Source organism: Burkholderia sp. AU33423, from assembly GCF_002223135.1.
GTDB lineage: Bacteria > Pseudomonadota > Gammaproteobacteria > Burkholderiales > Burkholderiaceae > Burkholderia > Burkholderia lata_D.
Genome location: NZ_NKFH01000007.1, coordinates 910,133 through 936,315 on the forward strand (window position 1 = coordinate 910,133; position 26,183 = coordinate 936,315).

Genomic DNA, 26,183 nt, shown 5'->3' on the forward strand with positions numbered 1-26,183 from the left:
TGTCGGGCGGCCGATTGCTTACACCGGCACCTCACCGGGAACGGAGAGCGTGATGGTGGCCGTGGCGCCATCGGCGAACGCGTCGTGCGAGAACGTGCCGCCGTGTGCGAGCGCGACGCGCTGGCAAAGCGCGAGCGTCCAGGCGACGCGCTTGGCGTCGCGCTCGCGCAGCATCTCGCGTCGTGCGAACGATTCGAATGCATGCGGTTGCGCGGGATCGGCGAGCGCGTCCGCGTTGACGGTACACGTGGCGCGCGCGGTGAACTGCATGCCGTCGCGAGCGCACGCAAACGTCACGCGGCTGCCGGCGGCACTGGCTTCGACCGCGGCCGTCAGCATCGTCCAGAGCGCCTGCGCGATGCGTTCGCGGTCGATGGTCAACGACGGGTCGCCGTCCGGCGGCGTCGCGTCGAGCGTGACCTGCCGTGCGTCGGCGAGCGCGAAACGCGCGAGCGCGATCGTTTCGTCGAACAGCGCGCGCAGCGCGAACGGCCGCGGCCTGAGGGCGAGCGTGCGCGTTTCGGCGCGCGGCGCGTCGAGCACGTCGTCGATCAGCGCGACCTGCTGGTCGATGCCCGTGCGGATGCCCGCGAGCGCGCGCTGCAGGTTCGGATCGGCGTTGGCGAGCTGGCGTTCGAGCACGTACGCCCAGCTATGCATGGCGTTCAGCGGGCTGCGCAGGTCGTGCGACGCGGTGGAGAGCGCCTGGTCGCGCAGGAACAGCGCCGCCTGGGTGGCGTAATGCGCTGCGCGTTCGCGCAGCACGTCGGCGGCGGGATCGACGGGAATGGACGTCACGGAGCTGGCCTGTCGGAAGCGGTTGGCGTGAAAGTCACGCGAACCGCCATTATAGGGACGGTGCTTGTCACGCCGGGAGCGCGTCTTCGTCCTTTTTCCGGGCGTCGCCGTTCGGCAGCAGCTGGCACGCGAGCAGGCCGGCCAGCATCAGCGCGCAGCCGACGAGCGCGCGCAGCGTCAGCGTTTCGCCGAGCGCGGCCCAGCCGGCGATCGCCGCGAACACGCCTTCCATGCTGAAGATCACGGCCGCGTGCGCGGGCGCCGCGTCGCGTTGCGCGACGACCTGCATCGTATAGCCGACCCCGACCGACAGCAGGCCGCCGTACAGCAGCGTCGGCAGCGCGTTGCGCAGCATCGCGCCGCTGACCGGCTCGATGACGAGGCCGACCGCGAGGCATGCCACGCCGCACACGACGAACTGCATGAACGCGAGCACGAGCGGATTGTGGCGCTTCGCGAAATGGCCGACGGCCATCACGTGCGTGGCGATGATCACGGCGCCGGCGAGCTGGAACCAGTCGCCGTACAGCACCGAGAATTGCTCGTTGATGCTGAGGAAATACAGGCCAATTGCCGCGAGCAGCGCGCCGAACCACGTGCCCGGGCCGATCCGGTGACGGGCGAACACGCCCATCAGCGGCACGATCACGACGTACAGCGAGCTGATGAAGCCCGCGTTGGCGATGCGCGTGTACTGCAGGCCGATCTGCTGCAGCGAAATCGATACCGCCAGCAGCCCGCCGAGCGCGAGGCCCGGCAACAGCAGCGTCGGCTCACGGCGGATCGCCGCGAGTTGCGTGCGCGACGCCGTGTTCAGCATCAGCAGCGGCACCAGCACCAGCGCGCCGAGCAGGAAACGGAGCCCCGTGAACAGGAACGGCCCGATCACGTCGAGGCTCAGTCGCTGGGCGACGAAAGCCGAACCCCAGATCGCGGCGGCGGCGAGCATCAGCAGGTTGGCACGGAGGTGCTTGCGGGCGTCGGGCTTCATCGGAATTCTTCTGGAGATTGCGGGCGGCGAAACCCGTAAGTTTACGCCGAGATTGCAAGGCTGTCGGCAAACCTGCGCAACGCGGCGCCGGCACGTGCGTCGCGTACGCGCGAATACAGCACGACCTGCGACAGCGGCAGTGGCGGCAGCCCGAATTTCGCGCCGACGTCGACCAGCGTGCGCGGCGCGACCCGCCGCGCCAGCGGACAGACGGCGAGCCCCGCGGCGGCGGCGGCCGTGACCGCCGCCACGCCGCCGCCCGTAAAGCGCTCGCGCCACGGCCGCCCCGCATGGTCGAGCGCGCGCAGCGCGGCGGCCCGCACACCGCACGGGCCGGCCAGCACCGCGAGCGGCAGCGGCTCGCCCGCGCGCGGCACCCAGTCCGGCGCGGCGAGCCAGGCCAGCGGTTCGGAAAACAGCAGCGTGCCGTCTTCGCGCGGCGGGTCTTCGCCCGGCTCGTGCCGCACGATCACCGCATCGAACCGGCGTTCGTCGTATTGCGCGAGCAGGTTCGTCGAGGTTCCGAGGTGCATTTCGAGCGACAACCCCGGATCCTGCCGATGCAGGCTTGTGAGCACGGCCGGCAGGTCGGGCACGGCGACGTGCTCGCTGACGCCGAGCGACAGCCGGTGCGTGCCGGCCGAGATCGCGCCCAGCGCATGATCGTGCGCATCGAGCAGCGCGCGGGCGGCCGGCAGGAAATTCTCGCCGTCGGCGGCCAGCTTGACGACGCGCGGCGTGCGCGCGAGCAGCGGCTTGCCGAGATGGGCCTCCAGCCGCTTCAGCTTCAGGCTGACGGCCGATTGCGTGGTGCCGAGCGCATCGGCGGCGCGCGTGAAGCTGGCCAGATCGGCGACCAGCACGAACGCGCGGACGGCATCGAGATCAAGGACTTTCATTTTCAATGTAAATGGATGAAATATTCATCGATGACTGTTCATTATAGATCGGCGCGCCTAACCTGACGCTGTGTTTCCGTTCTTCAACGTCAACTTCACCGACAGGAGCAGGACCATGCCATTCACCCGTATCGCAGTCCGCGAAGGCAAGCCGGCCGCCTACCGTGCGGCGCTCGTCGACGGCGTGCATCGCGCGCTGATGCACACGTTCAACGTGCCCGAGGACGACATCTTCATGGTCGTCACCGAGCATGCGGCCGAGAACTTCGTGTTCGGTCGTCACTACCTCGATATCGAACGCAGCGACGATCTCGTGATGATCCAGATCACTGCGAACAACACACGCACGCTCGAGCAGAAGCGGGCGTTGTACCGGGCGATCGCGGACAATCTCGCGCAGCAGCCGGGCGTGCGGCAGCAGGACGTATTCATCAGTCTTGTCGAGGTGCTGAAGGAGGATTGGTCGTTCGGTAACGGGCTCGCGCAATACGCCGGTTGACCTGCGACAGCGCGACAGGGCCAGATCGTCGCCTGCGAGTTTTGACGACGTGTACTATGGAAGCAGCTTCACGGATGACGCCGGCGCGGACGATGCGCCGGCGATTCTTCATGTGCAGGAGCCTCCATGTCGCGTGTGCTGGAAATCGTGTTGTCGCTGTCGCTGGAAGGGTGGCCGGTCAAGGCCGCGAGTCGCGCCCGGGGGGCGCAGCGTGATTTCGGCGCCGAACTCGTGCGCGCGTGGCGGATCTGCCCGCAGGTCCGGATGCGCCGCGGCCATGAGCGCGTGACGATCGAGCCTTGCCAGATCGAGGAGGCCGAGTTGAGCCCCGGCGCGAGCTGGTGGACCTGGGTCGAGTCGAATGCACATGGAAGACGTGTGGTCGCGTCGCGCACGAAGGCGTTTGCGCCCGGCGTCACGGCGCGCGAACTGTTCGACGCGGAGCATGCGGGCATCGCCGTCGCGATGCCGCTGCCCGTGCCCGAGGCGGCTGCCGCGGCCGACGCCGATGCACCGGCAGATGAAGTGGATGGCGTCGCACCCGACGCCGCGGTGCCCCCGGCCCCGAGCGTGCAGCCGGGATCGTCGGCGCTGCGCCTCGTCAGCGAACGGCGGCGCGGGCGCTGGGCCGACGACAGCGGCGTCGTGGTCGAGATGACCCTCGACGACGTCACGCTGCATCGCGGCAGCGAGCCGCAGCGCCGCGTCGTCGAGCTGCGCCTTGCGGCGCCTGACTGGGAGACGCTGCCCGCGCGTACCGCCGCGCTGCATGCGCTGTTTGCCGCGGCGCGCGAATTGAGCGGCGCGTGGCCCGCATTCGTGCAACTGACGAGCGTGATCGATCGCGCCTGCGCGGCCGAGCCGGCCGCAGACGCGCCCATAAAGGCCAAGCCCGTCGACCTGACCGGCGTGCGCACGCAGCGCGCCGCGCTGTTCGCGCTGTCCGGCGACATCACCGCGCAATGGCTCGGCAACGAGAGCGGGGTGCTCGAGAACGACGATCCCGAATTCGTGCACCAGATGCGTGTCGCGCTGCGCCGCCTGCGCACGCTGATGCGCTTCTTCCCGCGCTTTGCCGACCGCCAGTGGCGCGACACGCTCGGTGTCGACCTGCGCTGGCTTGCCTCGCTGCTCGGCACGGTGCGCGACTGGGACGTGTTCGCGACCGAAAGCCTGCCCGCGCTGATCGAGGCCGACGGCGGCGACGGCGAGTGGAACGGCACGCTCGACGCCGCGCGCGCGCAGTGCGCGGCCGCGCGGGTCGAGTTACGGCAGGCGCTGCATTCGGCTCGCTATGCGCGGCTGGCGCTCGGCTGGCTCGAGTGGCTGAGCTCGCTTGCGCTGCCGACGGCCGAAGACGGCGACGCGCCGTCGCTGCGGCGCCATGCGACGAAGCGCGTGCGGCGGCTGTTCGGTCATCTGTACGCGTCGCCGTCGCTGACGTCGCTCGACACGGCCGCGCGCCATCAGGTGCGGATCGATGCGAAGCGGCTGCGTTATGCGCTCGAATTCTTCGCATCGCTGGCGTCGCGCCGCACGCGCACCGAGACGGTCAAGACGCTCACGCGCGTGCAGAGCGTGCTCGGCGAAGCGAACGACACGATGGTCGCGCTGCAGCATCTCGAAAAATTGGCTGCGCCGCCGTACCAGCTCGGGTTCGTGCGTGGCTACGGCGCGGCGCTCGAGCAGCGCGCGGCGCGCGACGCCGAGACGCTGCTGGCCAGCCTGCGGCCGCCGAGGCTCGACGGCAAGCCGGGTTGACCGGCGCGCGCTGACTATAATGGCCGCCCGATTCCCGCACGCATCCCGATGACCGACGCACCGCATTCTTCCCCGTCCGCCGAACCGCTCGAACTGGGCGGCGAGCTGTGGCTGCGCGCCGGCGAGCAGACGCTCGGCGGCGCCACGCGCATCGCGTTGCTCGCGGCGATCGGCGACACCGGTTCGATCACGCGCGCGGCGAAGGCCGTCGGCCTCAGCTACAAGGCCGCGTGGGATGCGGTCGACACGATGAACAATCTTGCCGGCGAACCGCTCGTCGCACGCTCGACGGGCGGCAAGGGCGGCGGCGGTACGACGCTGACGCCGCGCGCCACTTCGCTGATCGCCGCGTTCCGCACGATCGAGCGCGAGCATCGCCGGTTCATCGAGGCCGCGAGCGCGGCCGTAGCCGGGTTCGACGTCGACTGGGCGCTGATCGGCCGGATCGGGATGAAGACCAGCGCGCGCAACCAGTGGTTCGGCAAGGTCGCATCGATCGTGCGCGGCACCGTCAACGACGAAGTCACGCTCACGCTGCCCGGCGGACAGCCGATCGTTGCCGTGCTGACGCACGAGAGCGCCGATGCGCTCGGCCTGCAGGTCGGCACGGACGCCTGCGCGCTGGTGAAGGCGTCGTGGGTCGTGCTCGCGGTCGACGATGGCGAGCCCGAGCTGAAAGTGTCCGCACGGAATCAATTGCGCGGCAGCGTGGAAACCGTTGCCGCGGGCGCGGTGAACAGCGAGGTGACGCTGGCGCTCGACGGCGGCGGGACGCTGACGGCCGTCGTGACCAACGACAGCGTGGAGGCGTTGCAACTCGACGCAGGACGACGGGCGATCGCGCTGTTCAAGGCGTCGAGCGTGATTCTTGCGGTGACGGGCTGACGACGCTTTCAGCATATGCCGCTACGCGCGGCTTCTCTCAGGCTCCAACTGCCTGCCACGACCACGGCCTCGCGCGCTCACGTGACGCGCGTCGGCCACTCGGCGTGCGGCGGAGTCGCCTGCACGCGTCCTTCGCTCAACTGCACGACCTGGTCGCCGAACGCGGCGACATCGTCGGGATCGTGCGAGATCAGCACCATCGGGATATCGAGCCGCGCCTGCAGCTCGGCGAGCTCGTGACGCATGCGCTGGCGCATTGCGCCGTCGAGCGCCGCGAACGGTTCGTCGAGCAGCAGGATCCGCGGCTGCGCGACCAGTGCGCGTGCCAGCGCGACGCGCTGTTTCTGCCCGCCCGACAATTGCGACGGATACTGCCCCGCGAGCGCCTCGAGATCGAACGCCTGCAGCCAGTACGCGACTTCCGGCGGCACGATCTTCGCGCGCGGGTTGCGCAGCCCCGACGTGAGCCCGAAGGCAATGTTCTGGCGCACGTTCAGATGTGGAAACAGCGCGTAATCCTGGAACAGGTACGCGACGCGCCGCTCGCGGGTCGGCACGTCGATGCGGCGCGCGGCGTCGAACAGCGCTTCGCCGTTCAGCGTGATCGTGCCTTCGTCGGGCGACAGCAGGCCGGCGATCGCCTGCAGCGTCATGCTCTTGCCCGCACCGGACGGCCCGAACAGCACGACGCGCTGCGTCGTTGCCGTGAACGACATGTCGAGCGTGAAGCGGCGCTCGGCGTTTGCGTAGGTCTTGCGGATGTCGACGACGAGGCTCATGCGTGCCTCCGTCGAAGCCGCTCGATAGCGAAAGACGATGAACGAGGCGAGCGCTTCATGTCAGCTGGTCCCGCCGGGCACGCGACGGCACGAGCCAGCCGGTCGCGAGCAGCACGAGCACGCAGGTGATCGACGTCACCAGCACGAGGAAGTTGGCCGTATTGTCGTCGCCGGCCTGGACGGCCGCGTAGATCGCGACCGACAGCGTTTGCGTGCGGCCGGGCAGGTTGCCCGCGATCATCAGCGTCGCGCCGAACTCGCCGAGCGCGCGCGCGAACGCGAGCAGCGCACCCGCGAGAATGCCGCGCGTGGCAAGCGGCAGCGTCACGCGGAAAAACACCGCGACTTCGCCGAGCCCGAGCGTGCGCGCCGCGCGTTCGAGGTGCGGATCGACACCTTCGAATGCAGCCCGTGCCGACTTCAGGATCAATGGAAACGCGACGACCATCGATGCGATCACCGCGCCTTGCCACGTGAAGACGAGCTCGATGCCGAGCGTGTCGAGCCACGCGCCGAACACGCCGCGCCGGCCGAGCAGCACGAGCAGGTAATACCCGAGTACCGTCGGCGGCAGCACGAGCGGCAGCGTCAGCACGGAATCGACGACGTCGCGCAGCGGCGAGCGCCAGCGCGCGAGCATGAACGCGGCCGCGACGCCGAGCACGATGTCGAGCGCGGTTGCCCAGCCGGCAACCTTCAACGACAGCAGCAGCGGTACCCAGGCGTCTTGCATCGCGCTACGCTCACTTGCCCGCGGGCTTGAAGCCGAACGTCGACAGCACGGCCTGGCCCTGCGGCGACGCGACGAAGTCGATGAACGACTGCGCCTGCGCGGCGTGGCGGCTGTCCTTGACCACGGCGATCGGATAGGTGATGGCCGCCTTCGTCGGCACCGTCAGCGCGACCTTCACGCGGCCCGGCATGATCGCGGCATCGGTGCCGAACACGAAGCCCGCATCGACTTCGCCGCGCGCGACATAGTCGAGGCTCTGGCGCACGTTGGCGGCCAGTACGCCCTTCGCGCTGACGGCATCCCACACGCCGGCCGCGCGCAGCGCGCCTTCCGTGTAGCGGCCGACCGGCACCGATGCCGGGTCGCCATACGCGATGCGCTTCACGCCGGGCACGGTCAGGTCGTTCAGCGACGTCGGCGCGGCGGCCTTGCTGTCCGCCGGCACGATCAGCACGAGCGAGTTCGCCGCGAAATCGCGACGCGTGCCGGGCACGATCACCTTTTCGTCCGCCGCACGATCCATCGCCTTCTGGTCGGCCGACGCGAACACGTCGGCCGGCGCGCCCTTGGCGATCTGCTGCATCAGCACGTCCGACGCGCCGAAGTTGAACAGCACCTTGGTATCCGGATGCTGCTTCTCGTACGCGTCGCCGACGGCCTTGAATGCGTTCGTCAGGCTGGCGGCCGCCGACACGACCAGTTCGTCGGCAGCGGACGCGGGCGCGCTGAACGCGATACCGGCAGCGGCCAGCGTGGCGATCGGCAGCAGGCGAAGCAGGGTGCGGCGAAGCGGACGGACGGTTGAGCGCATGGTGGATTCGTTTTGAATGGGTGGAAACCGTAATCGTAATATAGGGCGGGTTATAACGCTCGGCATACCGCTCATGCGGCGGCGAGCATGTAATGGTCAGACGTGAAAAGTGGCGAACGCGGCGGCCGGGTGGCCGGTCACGTACGGAGCGTTTGCGGCGACGATTGGGTGCGCTGCAGCGACGACGGCTGCGAAGCAGGGCGGTAGTTCGGGTTGGCCTTCCAGCGCGCGCGGACGAACGGACGCTCGTGGCCCGACAGTTGCAGCGCCACCTTGGTGACCCAGCGGTGCGACGGCACCGTGATGCCGTGCAGCGCCACGGTGACGAGCGCGAGGCTCGCAACGACCGCGGGCACCGACCAGCGGTGCGGCACCGCGCGCCACGAACCGGCGATGAACGCGATCGCGGCAATCGCACCGACGATACAGCCGGTGATCGATTCGGACGGCGAATGGGCGTCGAGCGCGACGCGCGATACGCCGACCGCGACGCCGGCCGCGAGCCCGAGCGCGATGCCGGCGATTCGCACCGGCGCGCGGGTGCGGATCAGCGCCAGGAAAATCGCGACCGGATAGACCGACGTCGACAGCATCGCATGGCCGCTGAACCCCGTGAAATCCCACTTGCGGATGCCGATCCCCCAGCCGAGGAACGCGATCTTCGTGAGCGCGACCACGCCGATCGCGGCCGCGAGCACGCCGAGCCACGCGGCCGCGCGCTGCCACGAGTAGCCGAGCGCGAGCCAGACGGCGATCGTGATCGCGAGCGGCAAGGTCAGGCCGGCGCCGCCGAACGCGGTGATCATGATCCACAGGTGAGACGACAGGTCGAACATCGGGAAGGGGACGAACGAAGGCGGGGAGGATGCTTAAATCAACGCGCGAGCCGGAAAGAACGACTACAACGGATACAAGCGGCGAAGCCCCAGTATAGCGCCGCGTGCGCATGAGCCCCGTTTTTTGCGCGGCCGGGAACTATCCGCATGCAGGAAAAATCCGAGAAACAATGTTATGGTGCATTGCACAAAGACGAACGATGCATCCGCTGTGGTGCCCCTATTTTTCCTGACTGCGAGCCTGATCGATGACCAAAAGTCTGACCAAGGTGTGGCTGGGCGGCATGAAACGCATGCTGTCTCCGGCCGCCAAGCGCTCGGCGCGCGAAGCGCAGCGCATCACACGTGATGCTCTCGAGGCCGCGGCCTCCACCGCCGTATCCGATCTGTCCCCGCCGCGCGAATCGCGCGTGCGACCACGCGCGGCCGCATGGGCGGCCGGCGAGTGGACGCGTGGCGAACATCCGATGGCCCCCGCGCTCGGGCGCCTCGTCCAGAATCTTGCCTACGGCCTCTACGTGCCGCCTGGCCGCCGGCGTGGCGCGATGCCGCTCGTGGTGATGCTGCACGGCTGCCAGCAGTCCGTCGACGAGTTCGTGCAAGGCACGCGGATGAACCTGCTGGCCGACAAGCACGGCTTTGCGGTGCTGTATCCGGAGCAGTCGCTGCGCGCGCACGCGCACGGCTGCTGGCACTGGTATGAAGACACCGACCGCGCGGGCCGCGGCGAGGTGAACGCGGTGGCGTCGCTCGTCGACGCGCTCGTCGACGAACACGGTTTCGACGCGTCGCGTGTCTATGTCGCGGGGTTGTCGGCCGGCGCGGGTCTCGCGTCGCTTCTTGCACTGCACCATCCGGACCGTTTCGCGGCGGTGGCGCTGCATTCGGGCCCTGCGCTCGGCGAGGCGACCTCGGGCATTACCGCGATGGACGTGATGCGGCGCGGCGTGCGCCAGAACCCGGCGGCGGCCGTCGATGCGCTGGTCGATGCCGCCGCGTATCCCGGCATGCCGGCGCTGGTCGTCCAGGGCGACGGCGATCACGTGGTCGCGCCGAAGAATGCCGACCAGCTGACGGTGCAGTTCATGCGCCTGAACGGGCTTGCCGACAGCCGCGGCGCGTTGCGCGGCGGCGAACGGGTCGAGACGCGCGACGCGGGCGCGCAGATCACCGATGTCTGCCGCGACGGCGAGCCGGTCGTGCGGCTCTGTCATGTGAAAGGGCTCGACCATGCGTGGGCCGGCGGCGACGAAGCTGTGCCGTTCCACGCGGCGGTCGGCCCCGATGCGAGCGCGATGATCTGGGCCTTTTTCGAAACCCAGCGCCGCACTGTGGCGACCGAACGACGCACCGTCTGATCGACGCTGGCCAAAGACTAGGGTTTTCCCTATAATTCGGGAAAACCCTAGTGAAAGAACCTTTGGATTGCGAGATCAACCATGTACCTGCTGAGCCACCTCTTCCTTATGCTGACCAAGAACGCTGAAAAGGCCTCGAAAGAGCGCGCCGACGCGTACCTGGCCGAAGCGACCGACATCTATGATCTCGAATTCCGCATGCGCAAGATCGACCGCGAAGCGGCGATGAACCGCCCGTACACGTTCGGTTCGCGCTAAGAAGCGCAGGGCGGGCAGCCAGGTCCGCCGTTCCGGCGAGTCACGCAGCAGAAAAGGGTGCGTGCGGCACCATGCCGCACGCGCCCTTTTTGCATTCCAGGCCTTGTGTCGCGTCAGACGACCGTCAGGCGCACCGGCACGTTGTTACGCGTCGCGTTCGAATACGGGCACACGTGGTGCGCCTTTTCGACCAGCGCTTGCGCGTCGGCCTTGTCGAACCCCGGCAACGATACGCGCAGTTCGACGTCGAGCCCGAAGCCGCCTGCGTCGTTCGGGCCGATGCCGACTTCCGCCGTGACCTGCGTGTCGGCCGGCAGTGCCTTCTTGTCCTGGCCGGCGACGAATTTCATCGCGCTCAGGAAACAGGCCGAGTAACCTGCGGCAAACAGCTGCTCCGGATTCGTGCCTTCCGCGCCCGTGCCGCCGAGTTCGCGCGGCGCGGCCAGCTTCACTTCCAGCTTGTTGTCAGCGGATACCGCGCGGCCGTCGCGGCCACCCGTGCTCGTGGCGCTGGTCTTGTACAGAATGTTCATCGTGCAGCTCCTGTCTGGAAAAGGGAGGAAAAGCGGCCCGGTCGAACGGGGTGTCGCCGGCCACGTACAAACAATAGAACACAAATCATTTGTGTGCAAATGAATTTTTGAAGAAAAGACCCGGCAGTACCGGGCCGGTTCATCGAAGCCCGCCTGTCAGCGTTCGTTGGCAGCCGAGAGTGCGTCGCGCAACTGCTGAAGATCGGCGCGCAGCCTGACCAGGAAGTCGGGGGATTGCTGCATCGCGCAGAAGAGATCGGCGGGCACCGAGCGTGCGCGCTCCTTCAACGCACGGCCTTCCGGCGTCACCAGTACGTTCACGATGCGTTCGTCGGCCGCGTTGCGCACGCGCTCGACGTAGCCGAGCGCCTCCAGCCGCTTCAGCAGGGGCGTGACCGTGGCCGGGTCGAGGTCGAGCCGCGCGGCGATGTCCTTGACGGCGATGTCGTCGCGTTCCCACAGCACGAGCATCGCGAGATATTGGGGATAGGTCAGCGACAGCTTGTCGAGCAGCGGCTTGTACGCCTTCGTCATCGCGTGCGAAGTCGAGTAGAGCGCGAAGCAGAGTTGCTCGTCGAGTGTCTGGGGCAGCGGAGGCAGGCGGTCCATGATTCGGGCGGCGCGGCGAACGCGCTAACAATTTGTACGCAAATTATTTTGCGCGCAAAAGGTCGGGATGAACAGGGGCGATCGGCGACGAGTGGTGGCTGACGGAGGCGGGGGAAGGGAGGAGCGCCGGGAGGCCACCCGGCGCGGAGAACGGCGGGCCGGCGACGCGCGCCGGCCGCAGAGACTTCAGCGGCCCGACGTGGTGGTCGTCGCGCCCGGTTCCTGTACGCCGAAGCAGCCGCGATAGGTCGCGTAGAACGAGCAGTACAGCATCGTGACGATGATGATCGTCACCGGCATCATGATCGTCAGCGCATAGGCGCCGGCGCCGAGCGCCTGCAGCAGCAGCGACAGCGCGAGCGACGTGCCGAGCGCAACGGCGAACCACAGCACGCCGTACACGACGAACGCGCCGCGATTGCGCCAGCAGCTCACGACGCTGAAAAACAGCGCCTTGGCGGGCGGGACGTCATGCCACGCGACCAGCACCGGCGCGAACCAGAACAGCATCGCGACCGGCAGATAGAGCAGCGTCGCGAAGAACAGCGCACCGAGCGTGCCTTGCGCGGCGAGTGTCTCGGGCGTCGTGTTCGCTTCGTCGGCCGCGCCCATCATCACGTGGAACAGCGCGCCGCCGTCCACGAACGACGAAGCGGCGAACACGATCACCATCGACGCGACGTAGATCACGCCGAGCACGAGCAGCCGCTGGGTTGCGACGGTGCCGTACGAGCGGAAGCCGTCGACGAGGATCGTCGGCATCACGGGCTTGCCGGCCACCGTGTCGCGGCACGCGGCCATGAAGCCGACCGCGACGCCGGGAATGAATACCAGCGGCAGCGCGGAGCCGATCACGGGCACCATCGATATCAGCGTGATCGCCAGCAGGTACGTGAAGAACAGCGTGATGAACGCGAGCGGGTTCCGGCGGAACAGCCAGACGCCTTGACGGAACCAGACATAGCCCGTTTTGGCGGGCACTTCGATCAGTTGCATGCGGTTTGGATCTCGGGAAGCGCGGGCGTATGCGCGATACGCTCGCGCAGGATGCGTTCGAAATGACCGGGGTCGTGCGGCTTGAGCATCTCGGCCGCGCGCGGCAGGTAGAAGTCGTACAGGCGCGACACCCAGAAGCGGTACGCGCCCGCGCGCAGCATGTCGCTCCAGTGGCGGCGCTCCTCGGCCGTGAACGGCCGGACCGTCTGGTACGCGCGCAGCAGCGCGTCGGCGCGCGCGACGTCGAGCACGCCGGTCGCGAGGTCGACGCACCAGTCGTTGACCGTGACCGCGACGTCGAACAGCCACTTGTCGCAGCCCGCGAAATAGAAGTCGAAGAAGCCGCCGAGCCGCACGTCGTGGCCGATGCCGGGCGCTGCGTGAGCGAACAGCACGTTGTCGCGGAACAGGTCGCAATGGCATGGCCCGGCCGGCAGCGCCGCGTAGTCGTCCGACGCGAAGAAGCTGGCCTGGTGCGCGAGTTCGCCTTCCAGCAGCGCGCGCTGCTCGTCCGTGATGAACGGCACGATCGCGGGCACGTTCTCCTGCCACCACGGCAGGCTGCGCAGGTTCGGCTGGTTGCGCGGATAGTCGCGGCCGGCGAGGTGCAGGCGCGCGAGCATCTGCCCGACCTCGATGCAGTGTTCGACCCCCGGCGCCAGTTCGGCCGAGCCTTCGAGCTTCGTGACGATCGCGGCCGGCTTGCCGTGCAACTCGCCGAACAGCGCGCCGTCGTCACGCGGGATCGGATCCGGCACCGGCACGCCGTGGCCGGCCAGGTGGCGCATCAGGTCGAGATAGAACGGCAGTTGCTGCGCCGTGAGCTTTTCGAAGATCGTGAGGACGTACTCGCCGCGCGTCGTCGTCAGGAAGAAATTGCTGTTTTCGATACCGGACGGAATGCCGCGGAACGCAAGCACGTCGCCCAGTTCGTAGTGGCGCATCCATTGCGCGAGATCGGAGTCGGAAACAGCAGTGAAAACGGCCATGCGGGATGCGTCAGGTCAAGGTGTCGGCACGCGGGCGGCGTGCGTCGCGACATCAGGTGAAGGGAGGCGGCGCGCGGCGTTCGGTGCCGCGCGCCCTGGAATCAGTAGCGCAGGTTCAGCGACGGCAGGCGCGTGATCGGGATGCCCGCGTCGTGCGGCTTCGGCGACGTGTCGGGCGTCGAGCTCATCTGGTAGCGCGTGCCGAAGTTCGACTTCACGTCGATCTCGACCGGCTTGCCGCGATCGCGGTACTCGGTGACTTCGGTGCCGTTCTTGCTCTTTTCGTGGAAGCTCGGCGTGCGGCGGATGTCGGCGAAGTCGACTTTCGACGTGACTTCGGCGCCCGGCCGGTTGATCTTGCGGAGATCGGGCAGGCCGGCGGCCTCGTTGGCCTCGGCCCGAGCCTGCGCGTCGGCGTCAGGCGTGCCGCCGGCGGCGTAAGCGACGCTGGCGGCGGCAAACGCGGCGGCAGCGGCGACGAGAATGAGCGGCTTCATGATGAGTCTCCAGTGAACCCACCGATTTTAGCAAATACTGCGCCCCATCCGGCCCTCGCGTGCGTAGGGGCAGCCATAAAGGCGACCGGGTTCCGTGGTAATGTCGTCGGATCAGACGAGGTGATGAAAATGAAGAACGATTTGAGCCGCCGGCACCGAGTGCTGACGCCCGAGAGCCCGCCGGTCGAGGCTTTCGACGATCCGATCGCCGCCGTCGCGCGGCTGTCCGCGATTTACGACACGAACACGGGCTTCCTGCGCGACGCATTCGCGCGCTATCGCCGCCACGAATCGATTACCGAGCACGTGCGCGCGTGCTACCCGTTCGTACGGATTCGCACCGACGTCAACACGCATGTCGATTCGCGCCGCTCGTACGGTTTCGTCGCGGGCCCCGGCGTATTCGAGACGACGGTCACGCGCCCCGATCTCTTCGCAAACTACTATCGCGAGCAACTGCGCCTGCTGGCGAAGAACCACCATGTGAAGATCGAGATCGGCGTGTCGTCGCAGCCGATTCCGATCCACTTCGCGTTTCCGGAAGGCATCCATCTCGAGGGCGAGCTCGACCGCGACCGCCTGCTCGCGATGCGCGACATCTTCGACACGCCCGACCTGTCGTATCTCGACGATCGCATCGTCAACGGCACGTTCGAGCCGGCGCCGGGCGAGCCGCATCCGCTCGCGCTGTTCACGGCCGCGCGCGTCGACTTCTCGCTGCACCGGCTGCGCCACTACACGGCGACGTCGCCCACGCATTTCCAGAACTACGTGCTCTACACGAACTACCAGTTCTACATCGACGAGTTCGTGAAGCTGGGCCGTACGGTGATGACGGAGAGCGACGATCCCGAGGTGCGTGCATACCGGAGCCAGTACAGCTCGTTCGTCGAGCCGGGCGATGTCGTCACCTACAACGCGAACCTCGGCAGCGAGCCGGCCGAGGGCGCCGCGCCGCCGCGCCTGCCGCAGATGCCCGCGTATCACCTGAAGCGCGCGGACGGCAGCGGGATCACGATGGTCAACATCGGCGTCGGCCCGTCGAACGCGAAGACGATCACCGATCACATCGCGGTGCTGCGTCCGCACGCGTGGGTGATGCTCGGTCACTGCGCGGGGTTGCGCAACACGCAGCGTCTCGGCGATTACGTGCTCGCACACGGCTACGTGCGCGAGGATCACGTGCTCGATGCCGACCTGCCGCTGTGGGTGCCGATTCCGGCGCTGGCCGAAGTGCAGCTCGCGCTCGAGCGCGGGGTGGCCGACGTCACGCAACTTGATGGTGTCGAGCTGAAGCGCGTGATGCGTACGGGCACGGTCGCGAGCGTCGACAACCGCAACTGGGAGCTGCGCGACCATCGCGAACCCGTGCAGCGGCTGTCGCAGAGCCGCGCGATCGCGCTCGACATGGAAAGCGCGACGATCGCCGCGAACGGCTTCCGCTTCCGCGTGCCGTACGGCACGCTGCTGTGTGTGTCGGACAAGCCGCTGCACGGCGAGCTGAAACTGCCGGGCATGGCCGACACGTTCTATCGCGGGCAGGTCGACCAGCATCTGCAGATCGGCGTGAGGGCGATGGAGATCCTGCGCACGAACGGGCTCGACAAGCTGCATAGCCGGAAATTGCGGAGCTTTGCGGAAGTGGCGTTTCAGTAACGAGCGATCGCTGTGTGACGCTCCCCGGCGGAGTCGGGGAGCGTCCGCGTCCAACTTGCCCGCATCAATGCGGCGGGTCGGGTCGTCAGCACAACGGTCGACGGGGCGACGCCCCTGTGCGCGTGGCGCAAATATCTCGGGCTGACGCAGGTCGAAGTCGCGACGCGACTCGGCATCAGTCAGTCCGCGTACGATCGACAGGAAAGCAGCGAGAAGCTGCGTAAGTCGACGCGCGACAAGATTGCCGCCACGCTCGGTATCATGGACGCGCAGTTTGACGTCCGACGAGCAGCCGGTCAGCAGCAAAAAACCGCCAGACACTTGGGTGCCGGCGGTTTTTTTTCATCGTGGATGTCCGGGAAGGCGCGAGGAAGTCCGTTGGCGATCGGCCAGATGCGCTCGCTTGCCCCCTTCGCCAGAGTCGTCACTGGAAGGGCAGGTTCGTTTCACACGCGGCCATTGAGGGGGCGTCGACCGACAACCAGGGGCCGGGTAGCGAAGCTCCGTTGTCGACTTCATCGTCAGCAGCGGTTGCTGCCGCATCAAAGCAGCCCGGTGCGCCGTCAAAAATGGGCAGCATGATTGACGGCGCCATCGGGTCTGTTAGCCCTGAAGCAGCATACCGAGGGGCTTGAGCGGGCCGACCGGCAGGAACTCGAAGTCGAGAAAGCCCTCGGCCGCGAGGGGCATCGCGCCCACAATCGCCTTGGCTTCATCGACCGATTCGGCGCTCATCAGGAAAACCACCCCCGGGTTTCCGTCGATAAAGTAAAACTGCTCGATCTTGCCTTCGAGGTAGAGCTTGAGCGTGTGGGGGACTTCCTTCGGCATGATTTGCTGCCGAACTTCGTCCGTGATCGGTTTCACGCCCTTTCCGATTGCGAAAACTTTCATCTGTCGTCTCCTTGTTGAATCGACGAGGCTGAGTCTAGTCCCCGCCCTCGAAAGAAGGTACAGTCGTAAATGCCAACTTTTAGGTCGTTTACGCCATGCGAATTACGCTGATCGCGCTCGATGGAGTGTTCGACACCGGGTACACGGCGATGCTCGATGCGCTTAGGCTCGCGAACGGTTTCGCGGCCCGGGAGGGCCGGCAACGACCGTTTGAAATCAGCGTCGTGGGCGTACGCAAGAAGGTGCGGACCCATGGCGGGCTGGTGATCCCCGTGCAGCCCATCACGTCGGTGTTGATGCCGGACTGGGTGATCCTTCCCGCCCTGGCGACCTCGACACCGGAGCTTCTGATTCCGGCGCTCGAGCGGCCTGACGTAAAGCAGGCCGTTGGGGAGCTCAGGAGGTGGCATGAGCAGGGCGCGAAGATCGCCACGTCGTGTATCGGGACGTTCGTGTTCGCCGAAACAGGTCTTCTCGATGATCGCGAGGCGACGACGACCTGGTGGCTTGCGCCGCTGTTCCGGCAACGCTTCCCCAAGGTGCGGCTCGAAGAGTCGCGAATGCTGGTGCCGACCGATATCGGCGTCACAGCCGGCGCGGCGATGGGGCATCTGGACCTTGCGCTTTGGCTGATTCGCAAAGCGAGTCCGGAGTTGGCCGTTATGGTCTCGCGATATCTGCTCGCCGACCTGCGTTCATCGCAGGCGCAATACATCATCCCCAACCATTTGGCGCAGGCCGATCCTCTCGTCCTGCGTTTCGAGCGCTGGGCAAGGGATCATCTCAAGGACGGATTCTCCCTGCAGGACGCAGCTTCCGCGGTAGGGACCAGTACGCGCTCATTGCAGCGGCGATGCCAAGCCATACTCGGAAAATCCCCGCTGTCGTATTTCCAGGACCTGCGCGTGGAGCACGCCCAATCGCTTCTCCATGGCGGCATGGACCTGGAAGCCGTGGCCGCTCAGGTGGGCTACGTCGACGGGGCGACGTTGGGTGCGCTCCTGCGTCAGAGGACAGGACGCGGTGTGCGTGACCTTCGCGCCGATCTGCGCTGACGGTTCGTCAAAAGATCCGCGCGCGCAGTCGGCCTGCGAGTTGCGAAGCCTGTCGGGCAGCAAAAGGCCGGGGAACACCGCGCCGAGCAAGCCCGGCAAAGCGCGACGCCGAATCCATCCTTCTTGAGATTCGCTCCGCGTTCCCCGGTAAATCCGCGATGAATCTTGTGCAGCCGGGTCTGCAACGACAAAGGCCGCACACGAACGGAAGTTTGCGTGCGACCTTCTTCTTTTCGCGTCAGTGTGCGGGCCGATGAATGCCGCGCTCGGTCGCTCAGCATTCACCCTTCTTCGCGTGTCCCGGCGGGCAGTGATAGCCGCGATCGCCGTGGCCGTGATGACGCTCGTGATCTTCCCACTCGCGGCGTTCCCAGTAGCGACGGCCGTCCCAGTAGCGGTCGCCATGCCAGCCGACGATCACGGCGGGCGCCGGGGCGACCACGACGGGCGCGGGCGCGACGACGACCGGTGCGGGCGTGCCGATGTTGACGTCGACGTTGACGGCGTGGGCGAGGCCGGACAGCGAAAGGCCAAGGCCGGCGAAGGCAAGGGCGATCAGCGAGCGTTGCATGTTCTTTTCCGTGATGTCGTTGTAAGAGGCCGGCGCGACGCGATGGAAGCGAGGGGGACCGTTCCACCGGGGGAAACGCCGCACCGACACATGCAGTGTGCTGGCGCGCGACGGAAAACGCGAGGCGGGGTTGTTACGGAGGATTAGCGGCCGGCAGGTGCCGGATGCGGGCGTCAGGCCGTGTCATTTGACAATGGCGGCGCAACGTGCGCGGATGATGGCGCGCGCCGCACGGCACCCGCTGCGCGGATTTGACATTCGATGGCGCGCGGCCACGAAGCGCGATTAATGGCGCGTTACAAAGTGACACGCGGCAGGTGGCGGAATCGCCACGTCTGCCGCGCGGGAGGGGCGCGCCGGCCGTCGGGCCGGCGATCGTCACGGATGGATTACAGGTAGAACATCCGGTCTTCTTCGGGGCGCGGCGGATGGCCTTCATCGTCCGAACCTTCTTCCTCGCCGCTGTCCTCGTAGAACGCGAGCACCGCGTCGAGCACCTGGTCGGGATCGTCGATCACCTGCATCAGGTCCATGTCTTCCGGATTGATGAGGCCCATCGGGATCAGCTGGTCGCGGAACCACTGCAGCAGCCCCTTCCAGAACTCGCTGCCGACGAGGATGATCGGCACGAGGCGCGACTTCTTCGTCTGGATCAGCGTGAGCACTTCCGACAGTTCGTCGAGCGTGCCGAAGCCACCCGGCATCACGATCACCGCATCCGAATTCTTCACGAACGTGACCTTGCGCGTGAAGAAGTGGCGGAAGCGCAGCGAGATGTCCTGATAGTGGTTGCCGGCCTGTTCGTGCGGCAGCTCGATGTTCAGGCCGACCGACGGCGCTTTGCCGGCGTGCGCGCCCTTGTTCGCCGCTTCCATGATGCCGGGGCCGCCGCCGGAGATCACGGCGAAGCCGGCGTCGGACAGCTTGCGCGCGATCTGCGCGGCGAGCTTGTAGTGCGGCGTATCGGGTTTGAGGCGGGCAGAACCATAGATGCTGACAGCCGGGCGGATCTCCGACAGGTACTCGGTCGCCTCGATAAACTCTGCCATAATCGTGAACATCTGCCACGATGCGCGCGCCTTCTTGGCCGTCGCGCGTTCTTGATCTGCGAGCGAACGCAGACTCGGAATCACTTTTCTCTTGTTCATAATGCCTGAAGAACGAAATCTGGAAGGTAAGACCCTGCTATTGGTTGACGGTTCGAGCTATCTGTATCGGGCTTACCATGCGATGCCTGATTTGCGTGGCCCTGGCGGGGAGCCGACCGGAGCGCTCTACGGAATCATCAACATGCTGCGCCGTATGCGCAAGGAAGTCAGTGCAGAGTATAGCGCTTGCGTGTTCGATGCAAAGGGCAAGACGTTCCGTGACGACCTTTATGCCGACTATAAGGCAAACCGTCCGTCGATGCCGCCCGACCTCGCATTGCAGGTCGAACCGATCCACGGCGCGGTGCGCGCGCTCGGCTGGCCGCTGCTGATGGTCGAAGGCGTCGAGGCCGACGACGTGATCGGCACGCTCGCGCGCGAAGCCGAGCGGCACGGGATGAACGTGATCGTGTCGACCGGCGACAAGGATCTCGCGCAGCTCGTCACCGACCACGTCACGCTCGTCAACACGATGACCAACGAGACGCTCGACCGCGACGGCGTGATCGCAAAGTTCGGCGTGCCGCCGGAGCGCATCATCGACTACCTCGCACTGATCGGCGACACCGTCGACAACGTGCCGGGTGTCGAGAAGTGCGGGCCGAAGACGGCCGTCAAATGGCTGTCGCAGTACGACAGCCTCGACGGCGTGATCGAACACGCGGGCGAGATCAAGGGCGTGGTCGGCGACAACCTGCGCCGCGCGCTCGACTTCCTGCCGCTCGGCCGCCAGCTCGTGACTGTCGACACGGCTTGCGATCTCGCACCGCATCTCGAATCGATCGAAACGTCGTTGAAGACTGACGGCGAAGCACGCGACTTGCTGCGCGACATCTTCGCGCGCTACGGCTTCAAGACGTGGCTGCGCGAAGTCGAGAGCGCACAGGCCGAAGGCAACGGCGCCGATGCGCCGGAAGGCGAGCCGGCCCCGGTGATCCCGACCGACGTCGTGCGCGAATACGACACGATTCAGACCTGGGAACAGTTCGATGCGTGGTTCGCGAAGATCGACGCGGCCGCACTGACCGCGTTCGACACCGAGACGACCGCGCTCGACCCGATGCTCGCGCGGCTCGTCGGCCTGTCGTTCTCGGTCGAGCCGGGCAAGGCGGCGTACCTGCCGGTTGCGCATCGCGGCCCCGACATGCCCGAACAGCTTCCGCTCGATGAGGTGCTCGCACGCCTGAAGCCGTGGCTCGAATCGGCCGATCGCAAGAAGGTCGGCCAGCACCTGAAGTACGACGCGCAGGTGCTCGCGAACTACGACATCGCGCTGAACGGCATCGAGCACGACACGCTGCTCGAATCGTACGTGGTCGAATCGCATCGCACGCACGACATGGACAGCCTTGCGCTGCGTCATCTGGGTGTCAAGACGATCAAATACGAAGACGTGGCCGGCAAGGGCGCGAAGCAGATCGGCTTCGACGAAGTCGCGCTCACGCAGGCCGCCGAATACGCGGCCGAAGATGCGGACATCACGCTGCAGTTGCATCACGCACTGTATCCGCAGGTCGCGCGCGAACCGGGCCTCTTGCACGTGTACCGCGAGATCGAGATGCCCGTGTCGCTCGTGCTGCGCAAGATGGAGCGCACGGGCGTGCTGATCGACGATGCGCGCCTGCAGGCGCAGAGCGCCGAAATCGCGACCCGCCTGATCGAGCTCGAAGGGCAGGCGTATGAACTGGCGGGCGGCGAATTCAATCTCGGCTCGCCGAAGCAGATCGGGCAGATCTTCTTCGAAAAGCTGCAGTTGCCCGTCGTGAAAAAGACGCCGAGCGGCGCACCGTCGACCGACGAAGAAGTGCTGCAGAAGCTGGCCGAAGATTACCCGTTGCCGAAGCTGCTGCTCGAGCATCGCGGGCTGTCGAAGCTGAAGTCGACCTATACCGACAAGCTGCCGCGCATGGTGAACCCGTCAACGGGCCGCGTGCACACGAACTACGCGCAGGCCGTCGCGGTCACGGGCCGCCTGGCATCGAACGATCCGAATCTTCAGAACATTCCGGTGCGCACGGCCGAGGGGCGGCGGATCCGCGAGGCGTTCATCGCCTCGCCGGGCCACCGGATCGTGTCGGCCGATTATTCGCAGATCGAACTGCGGATCATGGCGCATATCTCGGGCGACGCGTCGCTGCTGCGCGCGTTCTCGCAGGGCGAGGACATCCATCGCGCGACGGCCGCCGAGGTGTTCGGCGTGACGCCGCTGGAGGTCAATTCCGACCAGCGCCGGATTGCGAAGGTGATCAACTTCGGGCTCATCTACGGGATGAGCGCGTTCGGGCTCGCGTCGAACCTCGGCATCACGCGCGATGCGGCGAAGCTCTATATCGACCGTTATTTCGCCCGCTATCCGGGTGTCGCGCAGTACATGGAAGACACGCGTTCGGTTGCGAAGGAGAAGGGCTACGTCGAAACCGTTTTCGGTCGCCGCCTGTGGCTGCCCGAGATCAACGGCGGCAACGGCCCGCGCCGCCAGGCGGCCGAGCGCGCGGCAATCAATGCGCCGATGCAGGGCACGGCGGCCGACCTGATCAAGCTGTCGATGATCGCGGTGGACGACTGGCTCACGCGCGACAAGCTTGCGTCGCGGATGATCATGCAGGTGCACGATGAACTGGTGCTCGAGGTACCCGACGGCGAACTGTCGCTGGTGCGCGAGAAACTGCCGGAAATGATGTGCGGCGTGGCGAAGCTGAAGGTGCCGCTGGTGGCCGAAGTAGGTGCCGGCGCGAACTGGGAAGAGGCACACTGACGCACCGCTGCACGGTTCCCGATTCCTGCGGCATATTGTTGCAGGGATGCTGAATATCGAGATGGTTTGCTTGTGGTCAATGCGCAAGCTCCCGGACAATGCATGTCATTGACTCGGGGGCATGCGCACCCCGCGTTCCGGGTTGGGCGCATTGAAGTGCTTCGAACTGCACATCGATGATGTCCGAACCGGTTAATCCATCGGGTCGCGCGAATGCATCGCGTTCGCGTTGTCCGGCGGCAGCAGTTTCGAATCGCAAAGGGGGAACAGATGCATCGGATCATCATCGTAGGCGGAGGCGCGGGCGGCCTGGAACTGGCGACGCGGCTCGGCGACCGTTACGGCGCGCGCGGCAATCGTTCTGCGCGTGCGCTTGTCACGCTCGTCGACCGCAATCCGACCCACATCTGGAAACCGCTGCTGCACGAGGTCGCGGCCGGCAGCATGGACCCGTTCACGCAGGAGCTCGAATATGCGGCGCAGGCGCGCTGGCATGGTTTCGAGTTCCAGCAGGGCGGGTTGACCGGGCTCGACCGCGCGGCGAAGCGCATCACGCTGTCACCCATCAACGACAGCGACGGCGAGGAGTTGTTGCCGGCGCGCGAGCTGGAATATGACACGCTCGTGATCGCGATCGGCAGCACGACTCACTTCTTCGGCGTGCAGGGCGCGGCGGAAAACGCGATCGCGCTCGATACCGTTGGCGAGGCCGAGCGCTTCCGCAAGCGGCTGATCGCCGCGTGCATGCGCGCCGAACATCAGGCGCCGGTGCCGACCGCACCGGGTGAGGCGGCCGAGCCGCGCATCCAGGTCGCGATCGTCGGTGGCGGCGCGACCGGCGTCGAGCTGTCCGCCGAGCTGCGCAACACCGCGCAGGTGTTGTCGGCCTACGGGCTGCACAAGCTCGACCCGCGGCACGACGTCGGCATCGTGCTGATCGAATCGGGGCCGCGGATTCTCCCGGCATTGCCGGAGCGCGTGTCGTCGGCGACGGCCGAACTGCTCGAAAAGATCGGCGTGCGGCTGATGCTCGCCGAGCGCGTGACCGAGGTGGCGCCCGGGGCCGTCCATACGGCGAGCGGCAAGACGGTGCGGGCCGACCTGACGGTCTGGGCCGCGGGCATCAAGGCGCCGTCCGTGCTCGCCAATCTCGATGGCCTCCAGGTCAACAAGCTCGGCCAGCTCGACGTGCGCCGCACGCTGCAGACCTTTACCGACGACAACGTGTTCGCGCTCGGCGATTGTGCGGCATGCGCATGGCCCGGCAACGAGCGCAACGTGCCGCCGCGCGCGCAGGCTGCGCACCAGCAGGCGAACTTCCTGCTGAAGGCAATCGGCTGTCGGCTCGATGGGCGCCCGCTGCCCGAATTCACCTATCGCGACCTGGGCTCGCTCGTGTCGCTCGGCCATTTCAGCGCGGTCGGCAACCTGATGGGCGGGCTGATCGGCGGCAACATGCTGATCGAAGGGCTGTTCGCGCGCTTCATGTACATGTCGTTGTACCGGATGCACATCGCTGCGCTGCACGGCTATCCGCGCATGATGCTCGACACGGTCGCGCACTGGCTGCGGCGCACGACGCTGCCGCGCGTCAAGCTGCACTGAGCGCGCGTTCGCGCATGAGGCGGGCGGGGAGTGCGCATGTCGTGCGTCGTCTCCGCCCGTTGTTCTTTGTGGGCAGCCGGGCTGCCGTGCCCGCGTGTGACGGGCAACATCGACCGCGTGGTTTTCGTTTCAATCGGCAAGCATCCGGTCGCGCAACGGCGATCGGCATGCGGCTTGTTGCATCGCGATTCGACGGGCCGGATCAACGCGCCGTAATCGAGTCTTACATATCCGACAGTTGACGCGACAACGGATTATTGGGCATCTTGTCCGGGTTTCCGTTTGCGGCGGGGTGCCAACCGCCGCGACATCCGCGCCGGGCGCCGGCGCGACGCCCCGTCATGCCGTGTCCGTGATCGTGACGGCGGCCCCCAATCGAGGAGTGCATTCATGTTGAAACCCGAAGTCGACAGCCTGGTTCCCCACGTTCCGTTCTCGCGCCGCAAGTTCATGCAGGCCGCGCTGGGCGGAGCCTTCGCGGCGGCCGTGCTGCCCGTGTCGGCGCAGACGGTCACGACCGACAGCGAAGGGCTGGACGTCGACACCGTCGAGATCCGCTCGGGCGACGCGAGCGTGCCCGCGTATCGCGCGCAGCCGAAGGACAAGACGAACCTGCCGGTCGTCATCGTGATCCACGAGATCTTCGGCGTGCACGCGCACATCGCCGATGTCTGCCGCCGCTTCGCGAAGCTCGGTTATCTTGCGATCGCCCCCGACCTGTTCGCGCGGCAGGGCAATGCGGAGAAGTATCCGACGATCAAGGATCTGGTCGACCACATCGTCAGCAAGGTGCCGGACCGGCAGGTGACCGAGGATCTCGATGCGACCGTCGCGTGGGCCGGCAAGAACGGCGGCGACCTGTCGCGTCTCGGCGTGGTCGGGTTCTGTTGGGGCGGCCGCCAGAGCTGGCTGTATGCGGAGCACAATCCGCACGTGCGTGCGGCCGTTGCATGGTACGGGTTCGTCGAAGGCAAGACCGACGAGATGACGCCGTTCAACCCGGTCGATCATGCATCGTTGCTGAAGGTGCCCGTGCTCGGGCTGTATGGCGAGAAGGACGCGAACATCACGCAGGCGTCGCTCGCCGACATGCGCAAGGCAATCCAGACGAGCGACTCGAAGCTCGCACGCGAATCGGAGATCGTCGTGTACCCGGATGCCGGTCACGCGTTCTTTGCCGATTACCGGCCGAGCTATGTGAAGGCGGATGCGGAGGAGAGCTGGAAGCGTGCGATCGCGTGGCTCCGCAAGTACGGCGTGATGTAAACGGCAAGCGGCGGCACATGCCGCCGCTTCGTTGTGGCTGCGCCGCGCCGGGGCTTACGGTGTCGGGCCGGTTGCGATCGGCCGCGACGGGTCCGAGCTCCATTCGCTCCACGAGCCCGGATACAGCGACGCGCCGTGCAGGCCCGCAACCTCCAGTGCAAGCGCGTTGTGGCATGCGGTGACGCCGGAGCCGCATTGCAGGATCACGCGGTTCGGTTCGGTGCCCGCCAGCACGGCGGAAAACGCCTCGCGCAGTTCATGGCCGGTCTTGAAGCGGCCGTCGGCGGTCAGGTTGTCCTTGAAGAAGCGGTTGCGCGCGCCGGGGATGTGGCCGCCCACACGATCGATCGTTTCGTTTTCGCCGCGGTAGCGATCGGGTGCGCGCGCATCGATCACGACACGCGTGGGTGCGTTCACGTTGGCGAGCACGGCTGCCGCGTCGACTGTCGATTCGAGCGGCGCGGCCGCGTGGAAATCGCCAGCGGCCGGGTGCGGTACGTCGGCCGTCAGCGGCTGGCCGGCTGCTTCCCAGGCCTGCAGGCCGCCGTCGAGCACGGCAACCGAATCATGCCCGAGCCAGCGCAGCAGCCACCACAGGCGCGCCGCATAGGCGCCGCCTTGCGCGTCGTACGCGACGACCTGCTGGCCCTGCTTGAGGCCGCGGCTCGCGAGCAGCGTGGCGAGTGCGTCGCGGGTTGGCAGCGGATGGCGGCCGTTGGTGCCCGTCTTGCGGCCCGACAGGTCGCGGTCGAGATGGAGATACTGGGCGCCGGGGATATGGCCGGCCGCATAGGCGGCTTCACCGGCAGCGGGATCGACGAGATCGAAGCGGCAGTCGAACAGCGCGACGCTGCCGGGCGCCGCCGCCAGGCGCTCGGCGAGATTGGCGGCGGAGATGAGCGTGGTGTAGTGAGTGTGTGGCATGACGGCTCCCTGGAGTGCGAATGGCCTGACATTCCAAGTCTAAACAAAAAAAGACGGGCCGAAGCCCGTCTTTTCGT

The 26,183-nt window shown here is 66.8% G+C and carries 27 protein-coding genes; 10 read left to right on the plus strand and 17 right to left on the minus strand.

Annotated features, from left to right (window positions below; genetic code table 11):
- Positions 1–18: 18 nt before the first annotated feature.
- The 3 genes from CFB50_RS22690 to CFB50_RS22700 all read right to left on the minus strand — a co-directional run bounded on the left by CFB50_RS22690 (position 19) and on the right by CFB50_RS22700 (position 2,688).
- Positions 19–798: a sensor histidine kinase gene (locus CFB50_RS22690; RefSeq protein ID WP_089447332.1), complete on the minus strand. Its 780-nt coding sequence runs from the start codon at positions 796–798 to the stop codon at positions 19–21.
- Positions 799–865: 67 nt separating this feature from the next.
- Entirely contained in the window at positions 866–1,789 is a 924-nt protein-coding gene (locus CFB50_RS22695) for a DMT family transporter (protein WP_089447333.1), read from the minus strand.
- Positions 1,790–1,830: 41 nt separating this feature from the next.
- A complete protein-coding gene (locus tag CFB50_RS22700) occupies positions 1,831–2,688 on the minus strand; it encodes a LysR family transcriptional regulator (protein WP_039358052.1) in 858 nt (285 codons plus the stop codon).
- Positions 2,689–2,803: 115 nt separating this feature from the next.
- On the opposite strand from CFB50_RS22700, the gene CFB50_RS22705 reads away from it, so the two are divergent.
- The 3 genes from CFB50_RS22705 (at position 2,804) to CFB50_RS22715 (ending at position 5,833) form a co-directional block, all read left to right on the plus strand.
- Positions 2,804–3,187, plus strand: a complete 384-nt coding sequence (locus CFB50_RS22705; RefSeq protein ID WP_089447334.1) for a tautomerase family protein — start codon at positions 2,804–2,806, stop codon at positions 3,185–3,187.
- Between the two features lie 126 nt (positions 3,188–3,313).
- Positions 3,314–4,948: a CHAD domain-containing protein gene (locus tag CFB50_RS22710; protein WP_089447335.1), complete on the plus strand. Its 1,635-nt coding sequence runs from the start codon at positions 3,314–3,316 to the stop codon at positions 4,946–4,948.
- Between the two features lie 48 nt (positions 4,949–4,996).
- On the plus strand, positions 4,997–5,833 hold the full coding sequence (locus CFB50_RS22715; RefSeq protein WP_089447336.1) for a TOBE domain-containing protein: 837 nt from the start codon (positions 4,997–4,999) through the stop codon (positions 5,831–5,833).
- 77 nt (positions 5,834–5,910) lie between these two features.
- Here CFB50_RS22715 and CFB50_RS22720 read toward each other — a convergent pair whose 3' ends face one another.
- The 4 genes from CFB50_RS22720 to CFB50_RS22735 form a co-directional block, all read right to left on the minus strand.
- A complete protein-coding gene (locus CFB50_RS22720; RefSeq protein WP_089447337.1) occupies positions 5,911–6,612 on the minus strand; it encodes a sulfate/molybdate ABC transporter ATP-binding protein in 702 nt (233 codons plus the stop codon).
- 55 nt (positions 6,613–6,667) lie between these two features.
- On the minus strand, positions 6,668–7,345 hold the full coding sequence (gene modB / locus CFB50_RS22725; protein WP_069251074.1) for a molybdate ABC transporter permease subunit: 678 nt from the start codon (positions 7,343–7,345) through the stop codon (positions 6,668–6,670).
- A gap of 10 nt (positions 7,346–7,355) precedes the next feature.
- Complete coding sequence (gene modA / locus CFB50_RS22730; RefSeq protein ID WP_089447338.1) at positions 7,356–8,156, minus strand: molybdate ABC transporter substrate-binding protein; 801 nt, start codon at positions 8,154–8,156, stop codon at positions 7,356–7,358.
- A 137-nt stretch (positions 8,157–8,293) separates the two neighbouring features.
- Positions 8,294–8,992, minus strand: a complete 699-nt coding sequence (locus tag CFB50_RS22735) for a phosphatase PAP2 family protein (protein WP_089447339.1) — start codon at positions 8,990–8,992, stop codon at positions 8,294–8,296.
- A 248-nt stretch (positions 8,993–9,240) separates the two neighbouring features.
- On the opposite strand from CFB50_RS22735, the gene CFB50_RS22740 reads away from it, so the two are divergent.
- Both CFB50_RS22740 and CFB50_RS22745 read left to right on the plus strand, forming a co-directional pair.
- Complete coding sequence (locus CFB50_RS22740; protein WP_089447340.1) at positions 9,241–10,350, plus strand: extracellular catalytic domain type 1 short-chain-length polyhydroxyalkanoate depolymerase; 1,110 nt, start codon at positions 9,241–9,243, stop codon at positions 10,348–10,350.
- 81 nt (positions 10,351–10,431) lie between these two features.
- Positions 10,432–10,608, plus strand: coding sequence for a DUF3563 family protein (locus CFB50_RS22745; protein ID WP_069251078.1), 177 nt, complete (start codon positions 10,432–10,434; stop codon positions 10,606–10,608).
- A gap of 113 nt (positions 10,609–10,721) precedes the next feature.
- Here CFB50_RS22745 and CFB50_RS22750 read toward each other — a convergent pair whose 3' ends face one another.
- From CFB50_RS22750 to CFB50_RS22770, 5 genes are all read right to left on the minus strand, one after another.
- Complete coding sequence (locus CFB50_RS22750) at positions 10,722–11,141, minus strand: organic hydroperoxide resistance protein (protein ID WP_011355825.1); 420 nt, start codon at positions 11,139–11,141, stop codon at positions 10,722–10,724.
- A gap of 156 nt (positions 11,142–11,297) precedes the next feature.
- Positions 11,298–11,750 (minus strand): MarR family winged helix-turn-helix transcriptional regulator, encoded by a 453-nt coding sequence (locus CFB50_RS22755; protein WP_089447341.1) that lies wholly within the window; start codon positions 11,748–11,750, stop codon positions 11,298–11,300.
- Positions 11,751–11,936: 186 nt separating this feature from the next.
- Entirely contained in the window at positions 11,937–12,746 is an 810-nt protein-coding gene (locus tag CFB50_RS22760; RefSeq protein ID WP_089447342.1) for a BPSS1780 family membrane protein, read from the minus strand.
- Positions 12,737–13,735, minus strand: a complete 999-nt coding sequence (locus tag CFB50_RS22765; RefSeq protein WP_089447343.1) for a homoserine kinase — start codon at positions 13,733–13,735, stop codon at positions 12,737–12,739. Before CFB50_RS22765 ends, CFB50_RS22760 begins: the two co-directional genes overlap by 10 nt.
- Positions 13,736–13,836: 101 nt before the next feature.
- Positions 13,837–14,232, minus strand: coding sequence for a hypothetical protein (locus CFB50_RS22770; protein ID WP_039358086.1), 396 nt, complete (start codon positions 14,230–14,232; stop codon positions 13,837–13,839).
- Between the two features lie 129 nt (positions 14,233–14,361).
- Between CFB50_RS22770 and CFB50_RS22775 the strand changes: the two genes are divergently transcribed.
- Positions 14,362–15,888, plus strand: a complete 1,527-nt coding sequence (locus CFB50_RS22775) for an AMP nucleosidase (RefSeq protein WP_069252880.1) — start codon at positions 14,362–14,364, stop codon at positions 15,886–15,888.
- A gap of 424 nt (positions 15,889–16,312) precedes the next feature.
- On the opposite strand, the gene CFB50_RS39595 is transcribed toward CFB50_RS22775, so the two are convergent.
- Together CFB50_RS39595 and CFB50_RS22785 are read right to left on the minus strand one after the other, a co-directional pair.
- A complete protein-coding gene (locus CFB50_RS39595) occupies positions 16,313–16,468 on the minus strand; it encodes a hypothetical protein (protein ID WP_174945185.1) in 156 nt (51 codons plus the stop codon).
- Positions 16,469–16,491: 23 nt separating this feature from the next.
- A complete protein-coding gene (locus CFB50_RS22785) occupies positions 16,492–16,782 on the minus strand; it encodes a hypothetical protein (protein ID WP_089447344.1) in 291 nt (96 codons plus the stop codon).
- Between the two features lie 95 nt (positions 16,783–16,877).
- On the opposite strand from CFB50_RS22785, the gene CFB50_RS22790 reads away from it, so the two are divergent.
- Positions 16,878–17,837, plus strand: a complete 960-nt coding sequence (locus CFB50_RS22790; protein WP_089447345.1) for a GlxA family transcriptional regulator — start codon at positions 16,878–16,880, stop codon at positions 17,835–17,837.
- Positions 17,838–18,111: 274 nt separating this feature from the next.
- Here CFB50_RS22790 and CFB50_RS22795 read toward each other — a convergent pair whose 3' ends face one another.
- Complete coding sequence (locus CFB50_RS22795; protein WP_089447346.1) at positions 18,112–18,408, minus strand: hypothetical protein; 297 nt, start codon at positions 18,406–18,408, stop codon at positions 18,112–18,114.
- A gap of 389 nt (positions 18,409–18,797) precedes the next feature.
- Positions 18,798–19,556: a TIGR00730 family Rossman fold protein gene (locus CFB50_RS22800; RefSeq protein ID WP_039358092.1), complete on the minus strand. Its 759-nt coding sequence runs from the start codon at positions 19,554–19,556 to the stop codon at positions 18,798–18,800.
- A gap of 1 nt (position 19,557) precedes the next feature.
- Here CFB50_RS22800 and polA point away from each other — a divergent pair, with 1 nt between their 5' ends.
- The 3 genes from polA (at position 19,558) to CFB50_RS22815 (ending at position 25,182) form a co-directional block, all read left to right on the plus strand.
- Positions 19,558–22,311, plus strand: coding sequence for a DNA polymerase I (polA, locus tag CFB50_RS22805; protein WP_089447347.1), 2,754 nt, complete (start codon positions 19,558–19,560; stop codon positions 22,309–22,311).
- A gap of 270 nt (positions 22,312–22,581) precedes the next feature.
- Positions 22,582–23,916: an NAD(P)/FAD-dependent oxidoreductase gene (locus CFB50_RS22810; RefSeq protein WP_089447348.1), complete on the plus strand. Its 1,335-nt coding sequence runs from the start codon at positions 22,582–22,584 to the stop codon at positions 23,914–23,916.
- A 390-nt stretch (positions 23,917–24,306) separates the two neighbouring features.
- Complete coding sequence (locus CFB50_RS22815; protein ID WP_089447349.1) at positions 24,307–25,182, plus strand: dienelactone hydrolase family protein; 876 nt, start codon at positions 24,307–24,309, stop codon at positions 25,180–25,182.
- Between the two features lie 54 nt (positions 25,183–25,236).
- Here the strand turns inward: CFB50_RS22815 and CFB50_RS22820 are convergent, their stop codons facing one another.
- The gene (locus CFB50_RS22820; RefSeq protein ID WP_089447350.1) at positions 25,237–26,106 is read right to left on the minus strand and encodes a sulfurtransferase; all 870 of its coding nucleotides are present in this window, start codon (positions 26,104–26,106) and stop codon (positions 25,237–25,239) included.
- Between the last annotated feature and the right edge of the window lie 77 nt (positions 26,107–26,183).